At 57.7% G+C, this 18,529-nt stretch carries 22 protein-coding genes; 12 read left to right on the top strand and 10 right to left on the bottom strand.

Annotated features, from left to right (window positions below):
• Positions 1–2: 2 nt before the first annotated feature.
• Entirely contained in the window at positions 3–614 is a 612-nt protein-coding gene (locus tag GA0061100_RS25005) for a cytochrome c oxidase assembly protein (protein ID WP_075855536.1), read from the top strand.
• Between the two features lie 62 nt (positions 615–676).
• The gene (locus GA0061100_RS25000; RefSeq protein ID WP_075855740.1) at positions 677–1,555 is read left to right on the top strand and encodes a cytochrome c oxidase subunit 3; all 879 of its coding nucleotides are present in this window, start codon (positions 677–679) and stop codon (positions 1,553–1,555) included.
• A gap of 62 nt (positions 1,556–1,617) precedes the next feature.
• Here the strand turns inward: GA0061100_RS25000 and GA0061100_RS24995 are convergent, their stop codons facing one another.
• Positions 1,618–2,268 carry a chloramphenicol phosphotransferase CPT family protein gene (locus GA0061100_RS24995; protein ID WP_075855739.1) on the bottom strand — a complete coding sequence of 217 codons (651 nt, stop codon included), beginning with the start codon at positions 2,266–2,268 and terminating at the stop codon, positions 1,618–1,620.
• Positions 2,269–2,419: 151 nt separating this feature from the next.
• Here GA0061100_RS24995 and GA0061100_RS24990 point away from each other — a divergent pair, with 151 nt between their 5' ends.
• From GA0061100_RS24990 to rnhA, 5 genes are all read left to right on the top strand, one after another.
• Positions 2,420–2,839: a DUF983 domain-containing protein gene (locus GA0061100_RS24990; protein WP_075855535.1), complete on the top strand. Its 420-nt coding sequence runs from the start codon at positions 2,420–2,422 to the stop codon at positions 2,837–2,839.
• The gene (locus GA0061100_RS24985) at positions 2,832–3,593 is read left to right on the top strand and encodes an SURF1 family protein (RefSeq protein WP_143525532.1); all 762 of its coding nucleotides are present in this window, start codon (positions 2,832–2,834) and stop codon (positions 3,591–3,593) included. Before GA0061100_RS24990 ends, GA0061100_RS24985 begins: the two co-directional genes overlap by 8 nt.
• A gap of 162 nt (positions 3,594–3,755) precedes the next feature.
• Positions 3,756–4,763, top strand: a complete 1,008-nt coding sequence (ispH, locus tag GA0061100_RS24980) for a 4-hydroxy-3-methylbut-2-enyl diphosphate reductase (RefSeq protein WP_075855533.1) — start codon at positions 3,756–3,758, stop codon at positions 4,761–4,763.
• Between the two features lie 206 nt (positions 4,764–4,969).
• On the top strand, positions 4,970–5,935 hold the full coding sequence (locus tag GA0061100_RS24975) for a homoserine kinase (protein WP_075855532.1): 966 nt from the start codon (positions 4,970–4,972) through the stop codon (positions 5,933–5,935).
• Positions 5,932–6,372 carry a ribonuclease HI gene (rnhA, locus tag GA0061100_RS24970; protein ID WP_075855531.1) on the top strand — a complete coding sequence of 147 codons (441 nt, stop codon included), beginning with the start codon at positions 5,932–5,934 and terminating at the stop codon, positions 6,370–6,372. Before GA0061100_RS24975 ends, rnhA begins: the two co-directional genes overlap by 4 nt.
• Before the next feature lie 129 nt (positions 6,373–6,501).
• Here rnhA and GA0061100_RS24965 read toward each other — a convergent pair whose 3' ends face one another.
• On the bottom strand, positions 6,502–8,958 hold the full coding sequence (locus GA0061100_RS24965; protein ID WP_075855530.1) for a DUF4062 domain-containing protein: 2,457 nt from the start codon (positions 8,956–8,958) through the stop codon (positions 6,502–6,504).
• A gap of 341 nt (positions 8,959–9,299) precedes the next feature.
• On the opposite strand from GA0061100_RS24965, the gene GA0061100_RS24960 reads away from it, so the two are divergent.
• Positions 9,300–9,608, top strand: coding sequence for a Dabb family protein (locus GA0061100_RS24960; protein WP_075855529.1), 309 nt, complete (start codon positions 9,300–9,302; stop codon positions 9,606–9,608).
• A gap of 70 nt (positions 9,609–9,678) precedes the next feature.
• Here GA0061100_RS24960 and GA0061100_RS24955 read toward each other — a convergent pair whose 3' ends face one another.
• Both GA0061100_RS24955 and GA0061100_RS24950 read right to left on the bottom strand, forming a co-directional pair.
• Positions 9,679–10,569, bottom strand: coding sequence for a dihydrodipicolinate synthase family protein (locus GA0061100_RS24955; protein WP_075855528.1), 891 nt, complete (start codon positions 10,567–10,569; stop codon positions 9,679–9,681).
• A gap of 193 nt (positions 10,570–10,762) precedes the next feature.
• Entirely contained in the window at positions 10,763–11,371 is a 609-nt protein-coding gene (locus tag GA0061100_RS24950) for a LysE/ArgO family amino acid transporter (RefSeq protein ID WP_075855527.1), read from the bottom strand.
• 100 nt (positions 11,372–11,471) lie between these two features.
• Between GA0061100_RS24950 and GA0061100_RS24945 the strand changes: the two genes are divergently transcribed.
• Entirely contained in the window at positions 11,472–12,371 is a 900-nt protein-coding gene (locus tag GA0061100_RS24945; RefSeq protein WP_075855526.1) for a LysR family transcriptional regulator ArgP, read from the top strand.
• Positions 12,372–12,496: 125 nt separating this feature from the next.
• A complete protein-coding gene (locus GA0061100_RS24940) occupies positions 12,497–12,805 on the top strand; it encodes a Dabb family protein (RefSeq protein WP_075855525.1) in 309 nt (102 codons plus the stop codon).
• A gap of 154 nt (positions 12,806–12,959) precedes the next feature.
• Here GA0061100_RS24940 and GA0061100_RS24935 read toward each other — a convergent pair whose 3' ends face one another.
• Genes GA0061100_RS24935 through GA0061100_RS35430 form a run of 4 tightly spaced genes read right to left on the bottom strand, consistent with a single transcriptional unit; the run spans position 12,960 to position 15,658 of the window.
• On the bottom strand, positions 12,960–13,862 hold the full coding sequence (locus GA0061100_RS24935; protein WP_075855524.1) for a metal ABC transporter solute-binding protein, Zn/Mn family: 903 nt from the start codon (positions 13,860–13,862) through the stop codon (positions 12,960–12,962).
• A gap of 19 nt (positions 13,863–13,881) precedes the next feature.
• Complete coding sequence (locus tag GA0061100_RS24930; protein WP_075855523.1) at positions 13,882–14,754, bottom strand: metal ABC transporter permease; 873 nt, start codon at positions 14,752–14,754, stop codon at positions 13,882–13,884.
• Positions 14,751–15,533, bottom strand: coding sequence for a metal ABC transporter ATP-binding protein (locus GA0061100_RS24925; protein WP_075855522.1), 783 nt, complete (start codon positions 15,531–15,533; stop codon positions 14,751–14,753). The genes GA0061100_RS24930 and GA0061100_RS24925 overlap by 4 nt, the downstream gene beginning before the upstream one ends.
• Positions 15,530–15,658, bottom strand: coding sequence for a hypothetical protein (locus GA0061100_RS35430; RefSeq protein ID WP_280173850.1), 129 nt, complete (start codon positions 15,656–15,658; stop codon positions 15,530–15,532). The genes GA0061100_RS24925 and GA0061100_RS35430 overlap by 4 nt, the downstream gene beginning before the upstream one ends.
• A gap of 215 nt (positions 15,659–15,873) precedes the next feature.
• Between GA0061100_RS35430 and GA0061100_RS24920 the strand changes: the two genes are divergently transcribed.
• Positions 15,874–16,251 (top strand): VOC family protein, encoded by a 378-nt coding sequence (locus tag GA0061100_RS24920; protein ID WP_075855521.1) that lies wholly within the window; start codon positions 15,874–15,876, stop codon positions 16,249–16,251.
• Between the two features lie 82 nt (positions 16,252–16,333).
• On the opposite strand, the gene GA0061100_RS24915 is transcribed toward GA0061100_RS24920, so the two are convergent.
• Together GA0061100_RS24915 and GA0061100_RS24910 are read right to left on the bottom strand one after the other, a co-directional pair.
• On the bottom strand, positions 16,334–16,819 hold the full coding sequence (locus GA0061100_RS24915; RefSeq protein ID WP_075855520.1) for a peroxiredoxin: 486 nt from the start codon (positions 16,817–16,819) through the stop codon (positions 16,334–16,336).
• Positions 16,820–16,903: 84 nt separating this feature from the next.
• Entirely contained in the window at positions 16,904–17,731 is an 828-nt protein-coding gene (locus GA0061100_RS24910) for a protein-disulfide reductase DsbD domain-containing protein (RefSeq protein WP_075855519.1), read from the bottom strand.
• Between the two features lie 140 nt (positions 17,732–17,871).
• Here GA0061100_RS24910 and GA0061100_RS24905 point away from each other — a divergent pair, with 140 nt between their 5' ends.
• The gene (locus tag GA0061100_RS24905) at positions 17,872–18,477 is read left to right on the top strand and encodes a YqgE/AlgH family protein (protein ID WP_075855518.1); all 606 of its coding nucleotides are present in this window, start codon (positions 17,872–17,874) and stop codon (positions 18,475–18,477) included.
• Positions 18,478–18,529 lie beyond the last annotated feature (52 nt).

Below are 18,529 nucleotides of genomic sequence, written 5' to 3'. Positions count from 1 at the left end.
TCATGGAGGGGGAGGTTACAAAAGACACGAGAAGCGGCACCCGCAACAACGGGATGATCGTTGCCATGTGCCTGAGCTTCGTCGTCGGCATGAGCGCCATGTGCGCCGCCGCCGTGCCGCTCTATCGCATGTTCTGCCAGGTGACGGGCTATAACGGCACCACGCAGCGCGTCGAGCAGGTCTCGAACGTCATCCTCGACAAGCAGATCCAGGTTTCCTTCGACGCCAATGTCGCGCCGGGCCTGCCATGGGATTTCAAGCCGCTGCAGAAATCCGTGAGCCCGAAGATCGGCGAGACGGTCGAGGTCAAGTTCCAGATCGAGAACAAGTCGGACAAGATGGAGCGCGGCCAGGCGATCTTCAACGTCACGCCGCTGGAAGCCGGGGTCTATTTCAACAAGGTCCAGTGCTTCTGCTTCAACGAGACGGATCTCGCGCCCGGCGAAAAGCGCGAGATGTCGGTGGTTTTCTACGTCGATCCCGAGATCACCAAGGCTGTGGAAACCAAGACGATCAACGCGCTGACATTGTCCTATACATACTACCCACGGGAAGGCGCAAAGCCCGTGGCATCCAACGACGCCGCAGTGCAGCCGGTGGAAAAGAAACTTTGATGGAGAGTGCTTTTCGGTTTGACCGAAAGCAATATGGGAAAAATTATTCGGGGATTGCTGATATGGCCGAGGCGCATCAGAGAAAACACGACTATCACATTATCGATCCCAGCCCGTGGCCGATCATTGCGGCCTTTGGGGCCTTCGTGATCACCTTCGGCGGTGTCTGCTTCATGCGCTACCTGAACGGCGGCACGCTGCATCTGCTCGGGCTCAATTTCGCACAGCCCTGGCTGTTCTTCATCGGCCTTGCTGTGATCCTCTACGTCATGTACGGCTGGTGGACAGACACGATCAAGGAAGCGCATGGGGGGGCGCATACCCGCGTCGTCTCGCTGCATCTGCGCTACGGCATGATCATGTTCATCGCCTCCGAGGTGATGTTCTTCGTCGCCTGGTTCTGGGCCTATTTCGATGTGAGCCTGTTCCCGAACGAGGCCATCCAGGCATCGCGCACGGCCTTCCTTGGCGGCCAGTTCCCGCCGAAGGGCCTTGAGGTTCTCGATCCCTGGCACCTGCCGATCTACAACACCATCATCCTGCTTCTGTCAGGAACCACGGTCACCTGGGCGCACCACGCGTTGCTGCATGGCGACCGCAAGGGTCTGATTCAGGGCCTGACCCTGACAGTGCTGCTCGGTGCGCTGTTCTCCTGCGTTCAGGCCTATGAGTATGCGCATGCACCCTTCGCGTTCAAAAACTCGATTTATGGTGCGACCTTCTTCATGGCGACAGGCTTCCATGGCTTCCACGTGCTGATCGGAACGATCTTCCTGCTGGTCTGCCTCGTCCGCGCCATCCGGGGCGATTTCACGCCGAAGCAGCATTTCGGCTTCGAGGCAGCGGCCTGGTACTGGCACTTCGTCGACGTCGTCTGGCTGTTCCTGTTCTTCTGCATCTACATCTGGGGCAGCTGGGGCGCGCCGGTTGCGGCCGGCTGATCGGTATCGATCTTTGGAAAACAAAAGGCGGGCGCTCGGCGTCCGCCTTTTGTTTTGTGTGCTCAATCCCCTGAGATAATTCTCTCGAACGCAGTGGGATGGGCCGGGCCTCTGGCAAACAATTGCCGGATTTCCTCGGCGCAAGCCTTGGGGCTTTTCACCGACGTATCGACTTCCAGATCGTAGATGCCAGGCTGATGAACATGATCCTGCCAGGCTATAACAGGCGCAGGGATGGGCATGTCGCGTTCGACAGCAACATAGGTGCCCCGTCGCTCCGGCCCTTCCGCCAGCCGCCGCTGCATCACGATATCGAGCGGGCAGCGCACGCCGACGAACAAGACCGGCAACCCGGTCAGCAGCTGGGCACAATCGGCAAGGATGCCGAGCGATTGCGAATAGCTGTCGTGATGACCAAACTCGGCGACCACATTCAACCCCATACGGCTATGTGCGGCGATCGAGGCATAGAGTGCGGCATAAAAGCGCGTAACAAGCGGTTCGAGATCGGGCCGCTCGCCGCCGGGGCGCAAGCCGATACCCGGACGGTAACGGGGAGGCGTGATATGTCGCACATAGGCGTCGACACCAAGATTGACCCACACGCCCTCGAAATCAGCCTGTATCGCCTCGACGATGCTGCTCTTTCCGGACCGCGGCGCACCGTTGAGAATGACGATCTGGCCAAGTGGCCGGTCTTTGCTGAGGATCATGAATCCAATTCCTTCCGCATGCATTCCAGACTAACGACATGGGTATCCAAGCTTTTCGATTGGACGGATGCGCACATCGCGGTTACTGATAATGACAGGGGCGAGATCAATAGGTTCGCCCGCAAATGGCAAGACCGATCGAGACAGAACTTTGAGCTCAGAGCAAGACAAGACGCCGGACGAGGCATCCCATAGCGACAGCGCTCTCTTTGCGCCAGTCGATCCGTTCAAGGTCGGCATCCAGGGATGTTGCCCCCGTTGCGGCCAAGGCAAGCTCTTCAATGGATTATTGTCGCTGAAGCCGCGCTGTGCCGCCTGCAATCTGGATTATGACTTCGCCGACGCCGGCGACGGCCCGGCTGTTTTCGTCATCCTGATCGTCGGTTTCATCGTCATCGGCCTGGTTCTGTGGATGCAGATCAATTATGCGCCGCCGGTGTGGGTCTATATCGTGCTGTTTGCGCCGCTGACGATCATCCTTTCGCTTCTGTCCTTGCGTTGGTGCAAGGGCATCCTGATCGCTCTGCAATATCGCAACAATGCCGCTGAAGGGCGCGTCCATCGTGACTGAGTCCGCGGTGCCCGTCCGTCGCGCCAATCCTCTGTGGCAGATCGGCAAGGCGCTGCTCCTGCTTGTTGCGTTCGTTATCCTGGTCGGGCTCGGCACCTGGCAGGTCGAGCGGCTTCAATGGAAGGAAGGCTTGCTGGCTGACATCGCCGCCCGCAAGGATGCACCGGCCGTGCCGGTGTCGGCGATCGAGACTATGGCGGCATCCGGTGGCGACATCGAATATCGCGTTGTCACGGCCAAAGGCCATTACCTCAATGACAAGGAACGGCATTTCCTTGCGACCTATGACGGCGATCCCGGCTATCACATCTACACGCCGCTGCAGCTCGACGATGGCCGCTACATCTTCGTCAACAGAGGCTTCGTGCCCACCGACGCGAAGGACCCCGAGAAGCGCCAGCAGGGTGAATTGACCGGGGAGCAGACGGTTACCGGACTTGCCCGTGCCAAACTAATCGACAGGCCCGACGGCATGCCGGACAACGATCTCGGCAAGAATATCTTCTTCTGGAAGGATCTGGACGTCATGGCGTCTAGCGTCGGCCTGCCGAAGGACAAGGTGCTGCCTTTCTTCATCGATGCCGACAAGACGCCCAATCCGGCGGGCCTTCCCATTGGCGGTGTCACCATCATCGATCTGCCGAACAACCACCTGCAATATGCGGTGACCTGGTATGGGCTGGCGGTGGCATTGGCTGCCATCGTTGCGATCTCCTGGTGGCGCAAACGCCATCCGGACGCGCCTTCACAATAGAGACATGCAATAGAATAGCTTCATTTCGATGGAATATTCGGCTAGAGCATGATCCCAAAAAGTGCGCAGTGGTTTTTCGATAAAGTCATGCGGACTCAATGGAGCAGGCGGCAGCGCAGCCCTATCTATGGCTGAGCCACTGTCGCGCATTTCGGAAGAGACATGAACATAGCCGTTTCCAAACCTGACCTGACCATCCGGCTCTGCGGGCCGCGCGGCTTCTGTGCCGGCGTCGACCGCGCCATCCAGATCGTCGTTTTGGCGCTAAAGGCCTATGGCGCGCCGGTTTATGTCCGCCACGAAATCGTGCACAATCGCTATGTCGTCGAGGGGCTGGAGGCCAAGGGCGCCATCTTCGTCGAGGAACTGGATGAAATCCCGGCCGAACATCGCGCCCAGCCCGTCGTCTTCTCCGCCCACGGCGTGCCGAAATCCGTGCCGGCCGACGCCGATGCGCGCAATCTCTTCTATCTCGACGCCACCTGTCCGCTGGTCTCCAAGGTGCACAAGCAGGCCATGCGCCACAATCGCCTCGGCCGCCATGTCGTCCTGATCGGCCACGCCGGCCACCCGGAAGTGATCGGCACCATGGGCCAGCTGCCCGAGGGTACCGTGTCGCTGATCGAGACGGTGGAGGATGCCGACGTCTACGAGCCGGTCGATCCCGACAATCTCGGTTTCGTCACGCAGACGACGCTCTCGGTTGACGATACCGCCGGCGTCATTGCAAGGTTGCAGGAGCGCTTCCCCAATCTCACGGCGCCGGCGGCCGACTCGATCTGCTATGCCACCACCAACCGCCAGGAAGTGGTGAAGGAGGCAGCTCCCGGCTGCGATCTTTTCATCGTCGTCGGTGCTCCGAATTCGTCCAATTCCAAGCGTCTCGTCGAAGTGGCGCTCCGCGCAGGGGCGAAGAAATCCGTTCTCGTCCAGCGCGCCTCGGAAATCGACTGGGACAATATCGGCGATATCGAGACGGTCGGCCTCTCGGCTGGTGCATCTGCGCCAGAAGTCATCGTCAACGAGATCATCGAAGCGTTCCGCGCCCGCTATAATGCCGTGGTGGAACTCGCTGAAACTGTGAAGGAAACCGAGAATTTCCTCGTCAATCGCGAGCTTCGCAGTATAGAGCTGACGACGGCGGATATGGCGTTCGTCAACGGAGAATAAGAGGGCCACCTCGTCCTTCGAGGCCTTGCCGCCTGCGCTCACGCTGCATCGGCAAAGCACCTCAGGATGAGGTGGAGTGAGTTTCGCCGCAAGACGCCTAGATTAGCCCTCATGGTGAGGAAGCCCCGCTGAGCTCGCCGAAGGGGGCCGTCTCGAACCACGAGGGCGGGTGGTTACGGCGCATGCATGTATCAAGGGAATAATTCGTGGCCGTTTATACCGATATTACCGAAGACGATTTGAAGTGGTTCCTGACGGAATATGATGTCGGCGAGTTGCTCTCCTACAAAGGCATTGCCGAAGGCGTCGAGAATTCGAACTTCCTGCTGCATACGAGCCGCGATCCGCTGATCCTGACGCTTTACGAAAAGCGTGTCGACAAGGGCGATCTGCCGTTCTTCCTGGGGTTGATGCAGCATCTGGCAAGCCGTGGCTTGTCCTGCCCGCTGCCCTTGCCGCGCCGCGACGGCGCCTTGCTCGGTCATCTTTCCGGCCGCCCTGCCGCCCTGATCTCCTTTCTCGAAGGCATGTGGCTGCGCAAGCCGGAGGCGCATCATTGCCGCGAAGTCGGCAAGGCGCTGGCCGCCATGCACATCGCCGGTGAGGGTTTTGACATCCGACGTCCGAACGCCTTGTCGCTTGCTGGCTGGCAGACGCTTTGGGAAAAGTCCGCGGCGCGTGCCGACGAAGTCGAGGCTGGCCTGCAGGATGAGATCCGCAGCGAGCTCGATTTCCTCGGAAAACATTGGCCGAAGGATCTGCGCGAGGGTGTCATCCATGCTGATCTTTTCCCGGACAATGTCTTCTTCTTGGGTGACACGCTGTCCGGCCTGATCGACTTCTATTTTGCCTGCAACGATCAGCTCGCCTACGACGTCGCGATCTGCCTCAATGCCTGGTGTTTCGAGAAGGATCACGCCTACAACATCACCAAGGGCATGGCACTGCTCGAAGGCTATCAGAGCGTGCGGCCGCTGAGTGCAGCCGAAATCGCCGCATTGCCAACGCTTGCGCGCGGCTCGGCGCTGCGCTTCTTCCTGACGCGTCTCTACGATTGGCTGACGACGCCGGCCGGCGCGATGGTCACCAAGAAGGACCCGATCGAATATCTGCGCAAGCTGCGCTTCCACCGCCAGATCGCCTCTGCGGCCGAATATGGGCTGAAGGCATGAAGCACGTCGATATTTTTACCGACGGCGCCTGTTCCGGCAATCCCGGTCCCGGCGGCTGGGGCGCGGTGCTTCGTTACGGCGAGGTGGAAAAGGAACTCTCCGGCGGCGAGGCCGATACGACCAACAACCGCATGGAGCTGATGGCGGCGATCTCGGCGCTGTCGGCCCTGAAGAGCCCTTGCGAAGTCGATCTCTACACCGACAGCGTCTACGTCAAGGACGGCATCACCAAGTGGATTTTTGGCTGGAAGAAAAACGGCTGGAAGACCGCGGACAAGAAGCCGGTGAAGAATGCCGAGCTGTGGCAGGCACTGGACGAGGCCTATAACAGGCACAAGGTGACGCTGCATTGGGTCAAGGGCCATGCCGGGCATCCCGAAAACGAGCGGGCCGACGAGCTGGCGCGCAAGGGGATGGAGCCGTTTAAGAAGAGGTAGAGGTGGCGAGGCTGGCGCGGGATGATGAGCTTTTTGGTCGTACGTGCTCACGGCCACGATCTTGCGCTGCGATCGTTCATTGCGATGACCGCTGATTTTCCCCTATTTCCGAGTTCGTCCAAACACTTTTCATGCGTCATCATTCGAAATTTCGCGCATAGCTAATGACTTCGCGAAGGATACTGGTGTGTTAACAGCAACGTCGAGCCAATGTATCACGTTATAGTATCGATAGTTATCGCCTTTCGTATAAGTTTTTAGGATGTCGATATTTCGTTTTTTAGTGAGACTAAGTGTAGCCTTTAATGCCGCAGCTTTCCGAACTCCTGTGGCCTGTAAATTCATAAAGTTGAGGATATTGGAATTTGACAACTCCGAAAATTGTTTGTTAGTCATTCCTTCTATTATGGCAGCAAGTATCTCAGATGATAAATTCAGAGATAGAACATCGGCGATGCGATCCTTGCCAATTTTCAATATTGCTCTTGCTGCACGTTTCTCTTCTTCAGAGTCGAAGTGCAGCAGGCCTCGCTTAGAGTAATTTTTTCGTTCCGCAAAATCAGCAATTCGTTGCGCATCTTCCCACGCGCCGTGTCGCTCTAGATATTCTATTGCCTCAACAAGAAAGAATGGCTGATCACGATCTATAATACGCCGAACAAGATCGACGGCTGAAGCGTTTGCGTGCTTGCAAACAATTGAAAGAACGCGCCTGCATATTTCCTTCCGAATCTGCGGGGACTGCGCCTCAATGCGAACAAGGATATCATTCTCAGCGCCGATTTTTTGACGGAAATTCTCCATCCTTGTATTAAATTCTGTACTGAAAACATCATCAAGATTTCGCTCGATTTCCGAAAACAGCTCTTTGTAGTGCTTCTCATACAGCGCGTAGTTGGCCTCAAATTCATAAACTGAAGCTTCTTTAGTCAGTTCTTCAAGATCTTTGCGGGATTTTTGCATAAAATGGTCACGCTCAAATTTCTCATAAAATTCGTCGCCTTCAGTTGTCGTTTGTCCCATTAATAGACCGAGACCCCGAGGTGACCGGGTCGTGCGGACGAGGATTTTCTTGGCATCCTCAAGGGTAAAAACTCTACCGTCGCGTTGTAGCAACTTGAGGGCCTCATATCTTGTCTCCGGCGAATTATCAGCAATAAGCTCGGCGGCGAGCTTCCCGGAAATTTGTCCTCGGCTGAAAAGAATTCTGAGTGCATGCCTTCTTATGTCCGCTGAGCGATGAGAAAGGCAGACTTCAAGGCGTTCGCTTCTGATTTGGGAGGGGTGGCCAAATAGGGTGTTCAAAACCCGTGTGGGTATAGTCGATACGGCGTGCTTTTCAATCAGATCGAACGCATCATCTAAGTTATTCTTAGAGATGATAATTATTGCGGCCAATATTGCTCGCTCACTTACGCTGGAATTGACCGATGTGAAGAGCGGTTCCAGAAATTTTAAATCTTCAGGGTCTCCGCAATACTCAAGATACTCAATTGTCGCGTTCTTTATATCGTCTGCGTCACTATCAAGCCAATATTGAAGGAGGTGCTCTCGGCCTAGCGGAAGCCCCTCCACCTTCAACGGAAACCTGCCTTTCGTAAAGCATTTGATAAGCGGGGCTCTTAGTGCATCATCACGGATTAGCGTTTGCCATGCGAGTTCGCCCTCCGGACCGTCTTGGCTTTGAAAAAGCCATCCCCAAAGTGGGACATTTTCCGAGCCAAGATGTGCAACTCCTGAAGTTACTAGCCCCGAGATTTCGCCCCTCGTTAATGTATATTGGCTTTGTTCGGCGTAGATGAGATTGGCATCATGGGGGCCCAAGGTATCAGTATCGTTACCTCCTCGCCTGACGGCGGCGCCCAAAAGCCTCAATCGTGCAATGTCCGCCGCCGAAACTGTGTTGGTTGGATCATTACGAGACAATATTTCCCGTAGAAATGACGCAGCTTCTTCAACAAATAAATGTGTTTCGTGATCCTCTAGAGCCACACCCTTGGTTACAGTGGTTTCACCCTTGGCCCCTGCTTCAGTTTTCTCTTCGTTAGCACGTTCAGACAGTATCATGCGCTGAACGTAATTAACTAGCAGTGATCTAAATTTCACCTCGAAGTCCGGAACGTCGCGAAATTCCTGAAATAATATTTTCTTTTCGTCGATCACTGCTTTTTTGAACTGCAAGACTTTCGTCAACTCCTTTCCGGGGTCCTGCATTCGACCCTCTTCGGGTACTTTGAATAATAGAGAAATCTCAGGCGTACCGGTTTTGGCTCGGCGTTCAACCGATCGTTGGAATTCTTCCTCAAATCCTGACGAATATGGATGGGTTTCATCGCCTGGAGGCGATCCCCACCGTTGCCACATCATGCCGACAAAATACTCACACTGATCCAAGTCTTGATTTATGACCGATTGCGCGCGTCCAAAACGCGATACGGTGTCTTCCCAGCCAACTAACTCGATCTGAACATTCCAGAAATCGGCGTGATTGCGGTTTATCTCTTGGGTAACACGCGATGCCGCTGTTCTTTCTGGACTTAGATCGCCCGGAGAGCCCAAAAAAACTTTGACAATCTTTCGATACATACTTCACCCCGACTCATCTCTCCTAATTTTGAAAGAGAACTACGATACGCACAACCTTAGGCAGAAGTAATCCACCAATAGGACGGCGAACCACTTTGAATGATTTTAAACCGGTACAATCGTACGCTACTTCCTAACTGATCAGACTGTAACTCGTGCTGAAATTGGACTTGTATTGTGTGTCATGTCCCCGGGGTAGTGGACGAGGGAATCTGGACCTTAGTCAGATTTAGGCCGGAAGCAGTCATGGCGATCGAAAGCCCCAAATATCATCACCACTCCCATCTTGCCCCATCCCCCTTTCCCTCTATGCTGCCCCCGACACCCAGGGAGCCTGACTTATGATCCTGCATTGCGTTTTTCTCCGGCTCAAATCCGCCATGATACAGGAAGAGAAGAAGGCGCTCTTCGAATCCGTCGCCGCCTTGCAGAAGGTCATTCCCGGCATTATCGACGTCAAGCATGGGCCGAATGTCTCACCCGAAGGCCTGCATGGTGGCTTCGCGGATGGGTTTGTTGTCACCTTCGAGAGCGTCGAGGCGCGCGATGCCTATCTGGTGCATCCCGGTCACGTCGCCGTCGGTGAACGGATTGTTTCGTCCGCGGATGGCGGTCTGGCAGGCCTGATGGTCTTCGATTTCAATCTTTAGGCGCGATGCCCTCCGACAAGCCATGCAGACCGCCCGGAAACGAGCAGGCTGATGAGCCGGTGCGCGGCGGTTATGCCAGGATGTGATCGAGTGCGCTTCTCACGCGCGGCCTTTCTTGTGCGGGCAGTGGCAGGATCGGCCGTGGCGGATCGATCCTGCAAAGATCGAGCGCTTCCGCAATCGCGTACATCACACGGAAGCTGCCGAACTCCTTGAACAGGCTCCAGAGCGGCTGAAACTTCTGATCGAGCCGTTCGGCTTCGGCGGTGTCGCCGGCTTGGGCCGCCCTTGTGAGCGCCAGCGCTTCGGCGGGTAGCAGGCCCGCGACGACGCTGTACCAGGCGTCGGAGCCGGCCAGCAACCCGGCCGCCGCTCCCCAATCGCCGCTATAGCCAATGGAGAAGCCCTTAGGCGTTTCCGTGCGCAAAAGTGCTATTTCCCCCTTGAAATCGCTTCCTTGCGGCAGAGGCATCTTCACCGCCGCGATATTTGCCACTCTCGCTAACCGCGCAATCAGCGCGTGGCTGAATGTGAATTTCGTCGTGCCGGGATTGTTGTAGATGCAGAGCGGCAGGTCGCCGGCCTCCGCGACGGCAGCGAAGTGCTGGTAAACCTCTTCCTCCAGGAGCGGCGTATAGGACATGGGAGCCAGCAGTAGTCCATCTGCACCGGCCGCGTTGGCGTCACGCGCCAATGCCTGTGCCTCGTCGGTTCGCAGCGCTCCAACCCCGACGATGACCGGGATTTTGCCGCCGACGCTGGCTGTTGCCGCTTGGACGGCACGTCGGCGCTCGTCGCGTGAAAGAAAAGCGTAGCCGCCCGTGCTGCCGAGCAACCCGATTGAATCTGCGCCGGCATGACGGATGCGCTCGAGCAGGCGCGTGAGCGCTGCAATATCCACGTGCCCGGAAGCGTCGGCCGGGGTAATTGGAAAAGCCGAAAGACCAGTAAAGAGCGTCACGATTGTCTTCCTTCTCTGTTAGGCTCCGGATAATGGCGAGGATCGAAAGCCGGCTGTCCCGAAAAGCAGGGGCCGAATTCGCCTATGGCTAACATCGCGCGACCGCCGATGATAGCCATAGGCCTTCGATCCGAGCGTCGCATTTTTTCAAGGCGATCCATGCCAACACCTGCCCGGGAATATGCCGCAAAAATCATACCCCACTCAGCAGCTTGGTGGCGATCATCCACATGGTAAGGGCGATAAGCGTTTCCAGAATGCGCCAGGAGGAGGGTTTCGCGAAGATCGGCCTCAGCCACCTCGCACCGAAGCCGAGTGAGAAGAAGAACAGGAAAGAGCCTGTCATGGCACCCGCCGCAAATGAGACCTCGTGTCCCGGAAACCGGGTCGAGATCGTGCCAAGCAGCGCGACCGTGTCGAGATAGACATGCGGGTTGAGCCAGGTGAGCGCCAGACACATGGCAAGCGTCTCCCGAAAGCTCGACGATTTCGCCTCTCCGGCAGCCAGCACCGCGGACGAACGAAGGGCGGAATAGAGGCTCTTGGCCCCATACCAGATGAGGAAGGCAGCTCCCGCATAGCGCATCACCGGATCGAGCCAGGGCAGCAGGGCGGAAATCTGGCGGAAGCTCGTCACCCCGAGGACGATGAGCGCAGCATCCGAGAGCGCACATGCAAGGCAGACTGCGAACACATGCTCGTTGCGAAGACCCTGACGCAAGACGAAAGCGTTTTGCGCGCCGATCGCGACAATCAGGCTGAGCCCCATCATCAGGCCCGTCATATAGATCGAAAAATTCATGCTTGCCGGAATGCTCCAAAACCAATGAGCATTTCTGGTATCGACATAAGCGGATTTAGGCTAATTAATGTTGCTAATCTCGATTAAGAAAAACTAATCCATGCTCGATTATTCCGCTCTCCGTGCCGTCTCTACGGTTGTCCAGACAGGTAGCTTCGAAAAAGCGGCGGCCATTCTCAATGTTACGCCCTCGGCCGTCTCTCAGCGGGTGAAGCAGCTCGAAGAACGCCTCGGCATCGTCCTGATCGTCAGGGGCAGCCCCTGCACCGCGACGGAGAAGGGTGAATGGCTCTGCCGTCATATGGAGAATGTCGGCATGCTCGAAGACGAGCTGTTCGGCCGTCTGCCGGCGCTGGTCGATCCCGGCGAGCCCAAGCAAAGGGTCACGCTTCACATTGCCACCAATGCCGACAGTCTCGGGACATGGTTCGTGGATGCCATGTCTGGTTTTGCCAAGCGCTCTCCTTATCTGCTGAATATCGCCATCGACGACCAGGATCATACCGCCGAATGGCTGCAGCGTGGGCGGGTGATTGCAGCCGTCACCGGCCTGGAAAAGCCGATCCAGGGTTGCCGGCGCATATCTCTCGGCTCGCTTCGCTACCATGCGACGGCGAGCCCCGATTTCATCGCCCGCCATTTTGCACAGGGCGTGACCCCGGAAGCGATCATGAATGCGCCGGCCTTGACCTTCAATCAGAAGGACAGGCTTCAAAGCCGGTGGATACGCCAGACATTCGGAGAGGACTTCGCCCATCCGAGCCACTGGCTGCCTTCGACACAAGGGTTTGTCGATGCCAGCCTTTCAGGCATGGGGTGGGGGATGAACCCTATCCAGCTGGTTCGGGAGCATCTGGAGGCCGGGCGCCTGGTCGAGCTGATCCCCGGTACGCCGTTGGACATTCCATTATATTGGCAAGTGAACCGTCTCGCGGCCGATCGACTGGGTGAATTGACACGCGAGATCACCGCGACAGCCAAATACTATCTGTCAACGTGAGCTATGCTTCGAGCCGAACACGTTGCCATTCGCCCCGCAATCTGGAATGCAATGTTCGCGAATCGGTGCCTTGCCCCGCTGCCCTTTCCCTCTATGCTGCTCCCGATTTCCAGGGAGGCTAACTTATGATCCTGCATTGCGTTTTCCTTCGGCTCAAATCCGCCATGACACAGGACGAGAAGAGAGCTCTCTTCGACTCGGTGGTCGCACTGCAGAAGGTCATTCCCGGCATTGTCGATGTGAAACACGGGCCGAATGTCTCGCCGGAGGGCCTGCATGGTGGCTTCGCCGATGGATTTGTCGTCACCTTCGAGAGTGCTGAGGCGCGCGATGCCTATCTGGTGCATCCAGATCATGTTGCCGTCGGCGAGCGGATCGTTTCTTCCACGGACGGCGGTCTGGCTGGCCTGATGGTATTCGACTTCAATCTCTAGAGCCATTCCAGGAAAAGTGCGCAGCGGTTTTCCGTCCGGAATTGCGTGAAAACAAAGAGATAGAGCGGTTCAGAGATTCTGTGAAAAGCTGAACCGCTCTAATGACTGCCAGGAGCCGGTCGCAGAGGGTATATCCGCGACCGGCTCCGGTCGATTAGCTCGACTTGGCCATAGCTGCGGAAAGCTGGTCAACGTTATAACGGAACATTTTTTCGTAAGTCGAAGCCGGTCCGTTGGACTTGGAGAGGGCCTCGACATAGAGCTCGCCGCCGGGCTCGGCGCCGGTTGCCTTGGCGACCTGCTTGACGAGGCGGGGATCGTTCGAGTTTTCGAAGAAATAAGTCTTCACATGCTCGGTCTTGATCTGCTCGATCAGCTTGGCGACGTTGGCGGCCGAAGCTTCCGTTTCCGTGGAGACGCCGAGCGGCGACAGGAAGCTGACCTTGTATTCGCGGCTGAAATAGCCGAAGGCGTCGTGGCTGGTCAGCACCTTGCGGCGATCATCCGGGATCTTGTCGAATTTGCCGTGCGCATAGGTGTCGAGCTCGGTCAGGACCTTCGTATAGCGTTCGGCATTGGCCTTGAAATCGGCGGCGTCGGCCGGATCGGCCGCGGACAAAGCCTTTTCGATATTGGCGACCCAGATTTTCACATTGACCGGGCTGTTCCACACATGCGGATCGGTAACCGTCTTGCCGTCGTCGACCATGGTGCGGGTGTTGATGCCCTCGGAAGCGACAACAGGCGTTCCCTTGTAGCCGGAGGCGCTGATGAGGCGGTCCATCCAGCCTTCGAGACCCTCGCCACTGACGAAGACGACCTTGGCGGCGTTCAGCGTCTTGGCATCTGCCGGGGACGGCTCGAATTCATGGGGGTCGCCGTTCGGGCCGACGAGGCTCGATACCTTCACATGATCGCCGCCGACATGCTTGACGACATCGGCAAGCACGGTGAAGGACGCGACGACGTTGAGCGTCTCGGCGGAGGCTGGTGCGGCGACGCCAAAGGCGACGAAGGCCGTTGCTGCCGCAGAGAGAAGCAGTCTCTTTTTGTTCATGCGAGTCTCCTTGTTCGGATTAGCCCCGGAGATGGGGACGGGGGAAGAACCGCCGGGCAAGGCCCGAGGGTGCGAAAAGAATGGAGAAACCGTAGATCAGGCTGGCCGTGATGATGATGGTCGGGCCTGAGGCGAATTCGAGATGGTAGGAGGCGATGAGACCGATATAGCCTGAAGCCGTCGCCGTACCGGTGGCGATTGCCATCATGGCGGGCAGGCTGCGCGACCAGAGCTGCGCCACAGCCGCCGGCAGCATCATCAGGCCGACGGCCATCAAGGTGCCAAGCGCCTGGAAGCTTGCCACCAGATTGAGTACGACGAGCAGCAGGAACAGGAAGTGATAGAGCGGCCCGCGCCCGCCGACGGCGCGCAGGAAACCCGGATCGAAGCATTCCATGACGAGCGGCCGGTAGATGATGGCGAGCGCAAGCAGCGTCACCGTGGTGATCGCACCGATCTGGTAGAGGGCAGGCGCATCGATTGCGAGAATGGTGCCGAAGAGCACATGCAGCAGATCGATGTTGGAGCCGCGCAACGACACGATGAGAACGCCGAGCGCCAGCGAGGTCAGGTAGAAGCTGGCAAAGCTCGCATCCTCCTGCAGCACGGTCGTGCGGCTGACGAGGCCGGAAAGCAGCGCCACCGAAAGGCCGGCAATGAGGCCGCCAAGCCCCATCGCGGTCAGCGACAGCGAACCAGCGATAAGATAGCCAATGGCAGCGCCGGGCAGAACTGCATGGCTCATGGCATCGCCCATCAGGCTCATGCGCCTGAGCATCAGGAAGACGCCGATTGGTCCCGAGCCGAGGCCGAGGCAGACACAGGCGATCAGCGCGCGCCGCATGAAACCATAATCCGCAAAGGGCGCGAGGAAGATATCGTAGACGGTCATTCGGCCGGCTCCCGCTTCGCGAGGCCGTCTTCATCATGCTGTTCTTCCGGCAGGCATGTCTCGGCCTCCTCATCCCAGCGCTCGGCCATGGCGCGCGCTTTGATGAGATTGGCGGGGCTCATGATATCCTGCGTCTTGCCCCACCCCACGAGTTCGCGGGCGATAAGCAGCGTTTCGGGGAAATAGCTGCGTACCTGCTCGAAATCGTGCAGGACGGCGATGACGGTGCGTCCCTGCTGGTTCCACTGCAGCACGAGGTCAAGCAGGTCGCGCGTCGTGCGCTGGTCGATGGCGGTGAAAGGTTCGTCGAGCAGGATGACGCGGGCGTCCTGCAGTAGCAACCTTGCGAAGAGCACGCGCTGGAACTGCCCGGCCGAAAGCGCGCCGATATGCCTGTTCTCGAAGCCGGAGAGGCCGACGATGGAAAGCGCCTCGCGTGCCCGCTCGCCGTCCTCGCGCGAAAAACGGCCGAAGGCGCCGGCATTTTTCCAGACGCCGAGCATGACCGTGTCGGCGACGGAAATCGGAAAGCGTCTGACGATATCGGCTGCTTGCGGCAGATAGCCGAAATCGTTGCGCGTCAGCACGCCACGATCGATCGATCCTTCGGCTGGCCGCAATTCGCCGACGATCGCCTTGAGCAGCGTGGACTTGCCGGCACCATTCGGCCCCGCAATCGCCGTCAGACTGCCGGCGGCAAAGCCGCCCGAGATATGGTGCACGGCCGGATGACGCTCATAGGTGACGGTGAGATTGTTGAGGTGGACGATATCGCTCATGCCAGCGCCACCGCCCAGCCGATCGCCGCCCAGAGCATCGCTATGCCAATGGCCACATAGGCAAGGCGCATCAGAGCCGAGCGCCCCATGAGGGACGACGCAAAGGGATCACGGTCAAAGGGCATTCCGGGGCCTTCAATTATGTAATAACATTACACGCAGTAGCCGATGAAATGCGGCGAAAAAGAGGCGGATGATGCGTTGCCGGGAATTTGCGGTGAACAAGGCTGGAATATTTAACGGTAACATCGCGGGCACCTTCTCGCCATGGTGCTCTCGACAGTTCTATCTTCACGCAACATCGAGCGCAAAGTTTACGGGACGGGTAGGAGAGTGCGTCATGAAGCTAAGGCTTGAGCTGTTTGTCGCGGATGTGGCGGCATCGATAGAATTCTATCGACGGGCACTAAACTTCAAGGTGGTTGGCGAGACAAGTGAGCAATACACGATGCTTTCGAATGGCGAGGCTGTCATCTCCGTCAACAAACGGGAGGTACTCGGACCTGACCATCCACTTCGAGTTGCGAATGGCGAACGACCGGGCCTCGGTGTCGAAATCGTGCTGAGCGTTGAGGACTTGGAAGCTTCCTATGACGCCGCCAGAGGCTGCGGCCGTCCGGTATCGGAGCTTGCGCTGCAGCCATGGGGGCTACGCGATTTCCGTATCGCGGATCCGGATGGCTATTATATCCGCGTAACTAGCAGGCAAAGGGAATAAGGAGAGGGCTTGAGAGGGCCTTCCGCAACTGGGTGAAAGGCTGGGTGCAAAGCGAGCCCAGCCTTTCATGATCTATCAAATCTTAAAGCTGCTCGATCATCGCAGCCGCACCCGAAACCGTCGCCTGGCCTGGGCTTTCCTCGATATTGAGCGTTTTCACCACGCCGTCTTCCACCAACATGGAATAGCGCTTGGAGCGGATACCAAGGCCGCCGGCAGAGAGATCGACATCGAGGCCGAGCGCCTTGGTGAAGGCGCCGTCCCAGTCGGCGAGGAAATGGATCTTGCCCATGCCGCCCGATGATTGTGCCCAGGCGCCCATGACGTGCCAGTCGTTGATGGAGACGACGGCGATGTCATCGATGCCCTTGCCGAGAATGGTGTCGCGGTTTTCGAGAAAGCCCGGCAGGTGATTGAGCGAACAGGTGGGCGTAAACGCGCCGGGCACGGCGAAGAGCACGACGCGCTTGCCGGCAAACAGCTGCTCGGTGCTGATCTCGACCGGGCCGTCGGCGGTCTTTTCCTTGAAGGTGGCGGCAGGCAGCTTGTCACCGATGGCGATAGTCATGGCTCTCTCCTTGGGTCGTGGTGTCGGGCGCTCGAACGGCGGCCGATGGCATGATGAAGACGGTTGGCGAACTATAGATCCGGCCTATTCGAGCGCAAGGGTGGTTTCCATCGCCCGATCGCCATCGACGATCAGAATGCCCCAGTCCTTGCCTTTCGCATCATAATCCTTCGGCAGTTTGCCGATCACTATATCGGTCGAGAAGGTAGTCCCGTCCCGCTTTGCATTCGCTTGCTGAAAGAACACATAGCCCGACGGACCCGTGACGTAGATGTCTGGCACGTTCCCGCTCGGCTCCGGCAGTGTCAGCTGCAGCGAAAGGCTCTTGGTGTCGGAGGAGATTTTATGACTCTGCACGGTGAAATCCGGGGAGGGAGGCTGCGGTAGCACGGCCTTCGCCGCATCGAGCAAAGCCAGCTCATGCGAAGTCGGCTGTTCGTTTGCCGGCAGCGGCAGCGAAAGATCGGCCTGGAAGGGAATGCAGATATCCTTGCAGAGGCCAATGAAAGCCGTCAGTTCAAGCTTTGCGGGCGCCTTGCCGGTGATGCGAAGATCGAGCGGGAACGTGACCGGCGCATCGTAGCCGATTTCCCTGATGGGGCCGACGCTGATCGGCTTCGGTATCGGGTAGCCGGTTTTCTCCACGGCTATGCCGCTGCCAGCTGCCGGCGTTATTTGCGGCGGAATTCCGCCCTGGCCTGGCTCGCGCCAATAGGTGATCCAACCCGGCTCCGGTTCGATCTGCAAGGCGGCGCGGATATGCCCCTCTGTGTCCGGCGCCAGTGCGATCAGACGCATTCTGCCGCCCTGATTGTCTATCCACTCGCTCGTTGCGGCATGGGCCGCTGCGGCGCTGAAAAAGAGGGTGGCGAGAAGCGCCGACAGGCGGGCAGTCGTACTTATTTCGATCATGGAACAAGGATTTAGCGGATTGGGTCGCCGGGAGCCAGCACGGCCTAAGAGGTAAATGATCATTTTCAGTTGATTGATTTATGACATTGCCCCATCTTGATATGAGGCGGTGCAGTTGCGGACTGCGGTCAGGAGGCACGATGTCCCTATCGACGCTGAAGAATAGACGCGAAAGAGGTTTTCTCGACGGTCAGTTCCTGATCGCCATGCCTGGTATGGAGGATCGGAACTTTCATCGGACTGTGGTTTATATCTGCGCTCATTCCGATGCCGGTGCCATGGGCTTCGTCATCAACCGGGCTCAGAAGCTGACATTCACCGACGTCCTTCTGCATCTCGAAATGATCAAGGACGACGATGCCATCGTGCTTCCGCAGATGGCGCGCGATTTCCCCATCCAGACCGGTGGTCCTGTCGAAAGCGGCCGTGGTTTCGTTTTGCATTCCGATGACTACATCAGCGACAGCAGCATCCCCGTCAGCGATGACATCAGCCTGACTGCGACGCTCGACATCGTCAGGGCCATTTCCAAGGGGAGCGGTCCGAAGCGCGCGACCATGCTGCTCGGCTATGCCGGCTGGGGCGCCGGCCAGCTCGAAGCGGAGATCGGCAATAATGGCTGGCTGAATTGCCCCGCAAACGAGGAGTTGATTTTCGACCGCAGCCTCGACAACAAGTATGATCGTGCGCTGGCTCTGATGGGCATCAATCCCGCGATGCTATCGCTGCAAGCGGGCCATAGCTGAGCCGATATACGTTATTTGGGAACGAAATAGCGCGCATGGCGTTGTCCTGACA

This window comes from Martinezella hainanensis (genome assembly GCF_900094555.1).
GTDB lineage: Bacteria > Pseudomonadota > Alphaproteobacteria > Rhizobiales > Rhizobiaceae > Rhizobium > Rhizobium hainanense.
Note: the sequence above shows the minus strand (reverse complement) of the source record. Positions and strands in the feature narration are given on the sequence as shown.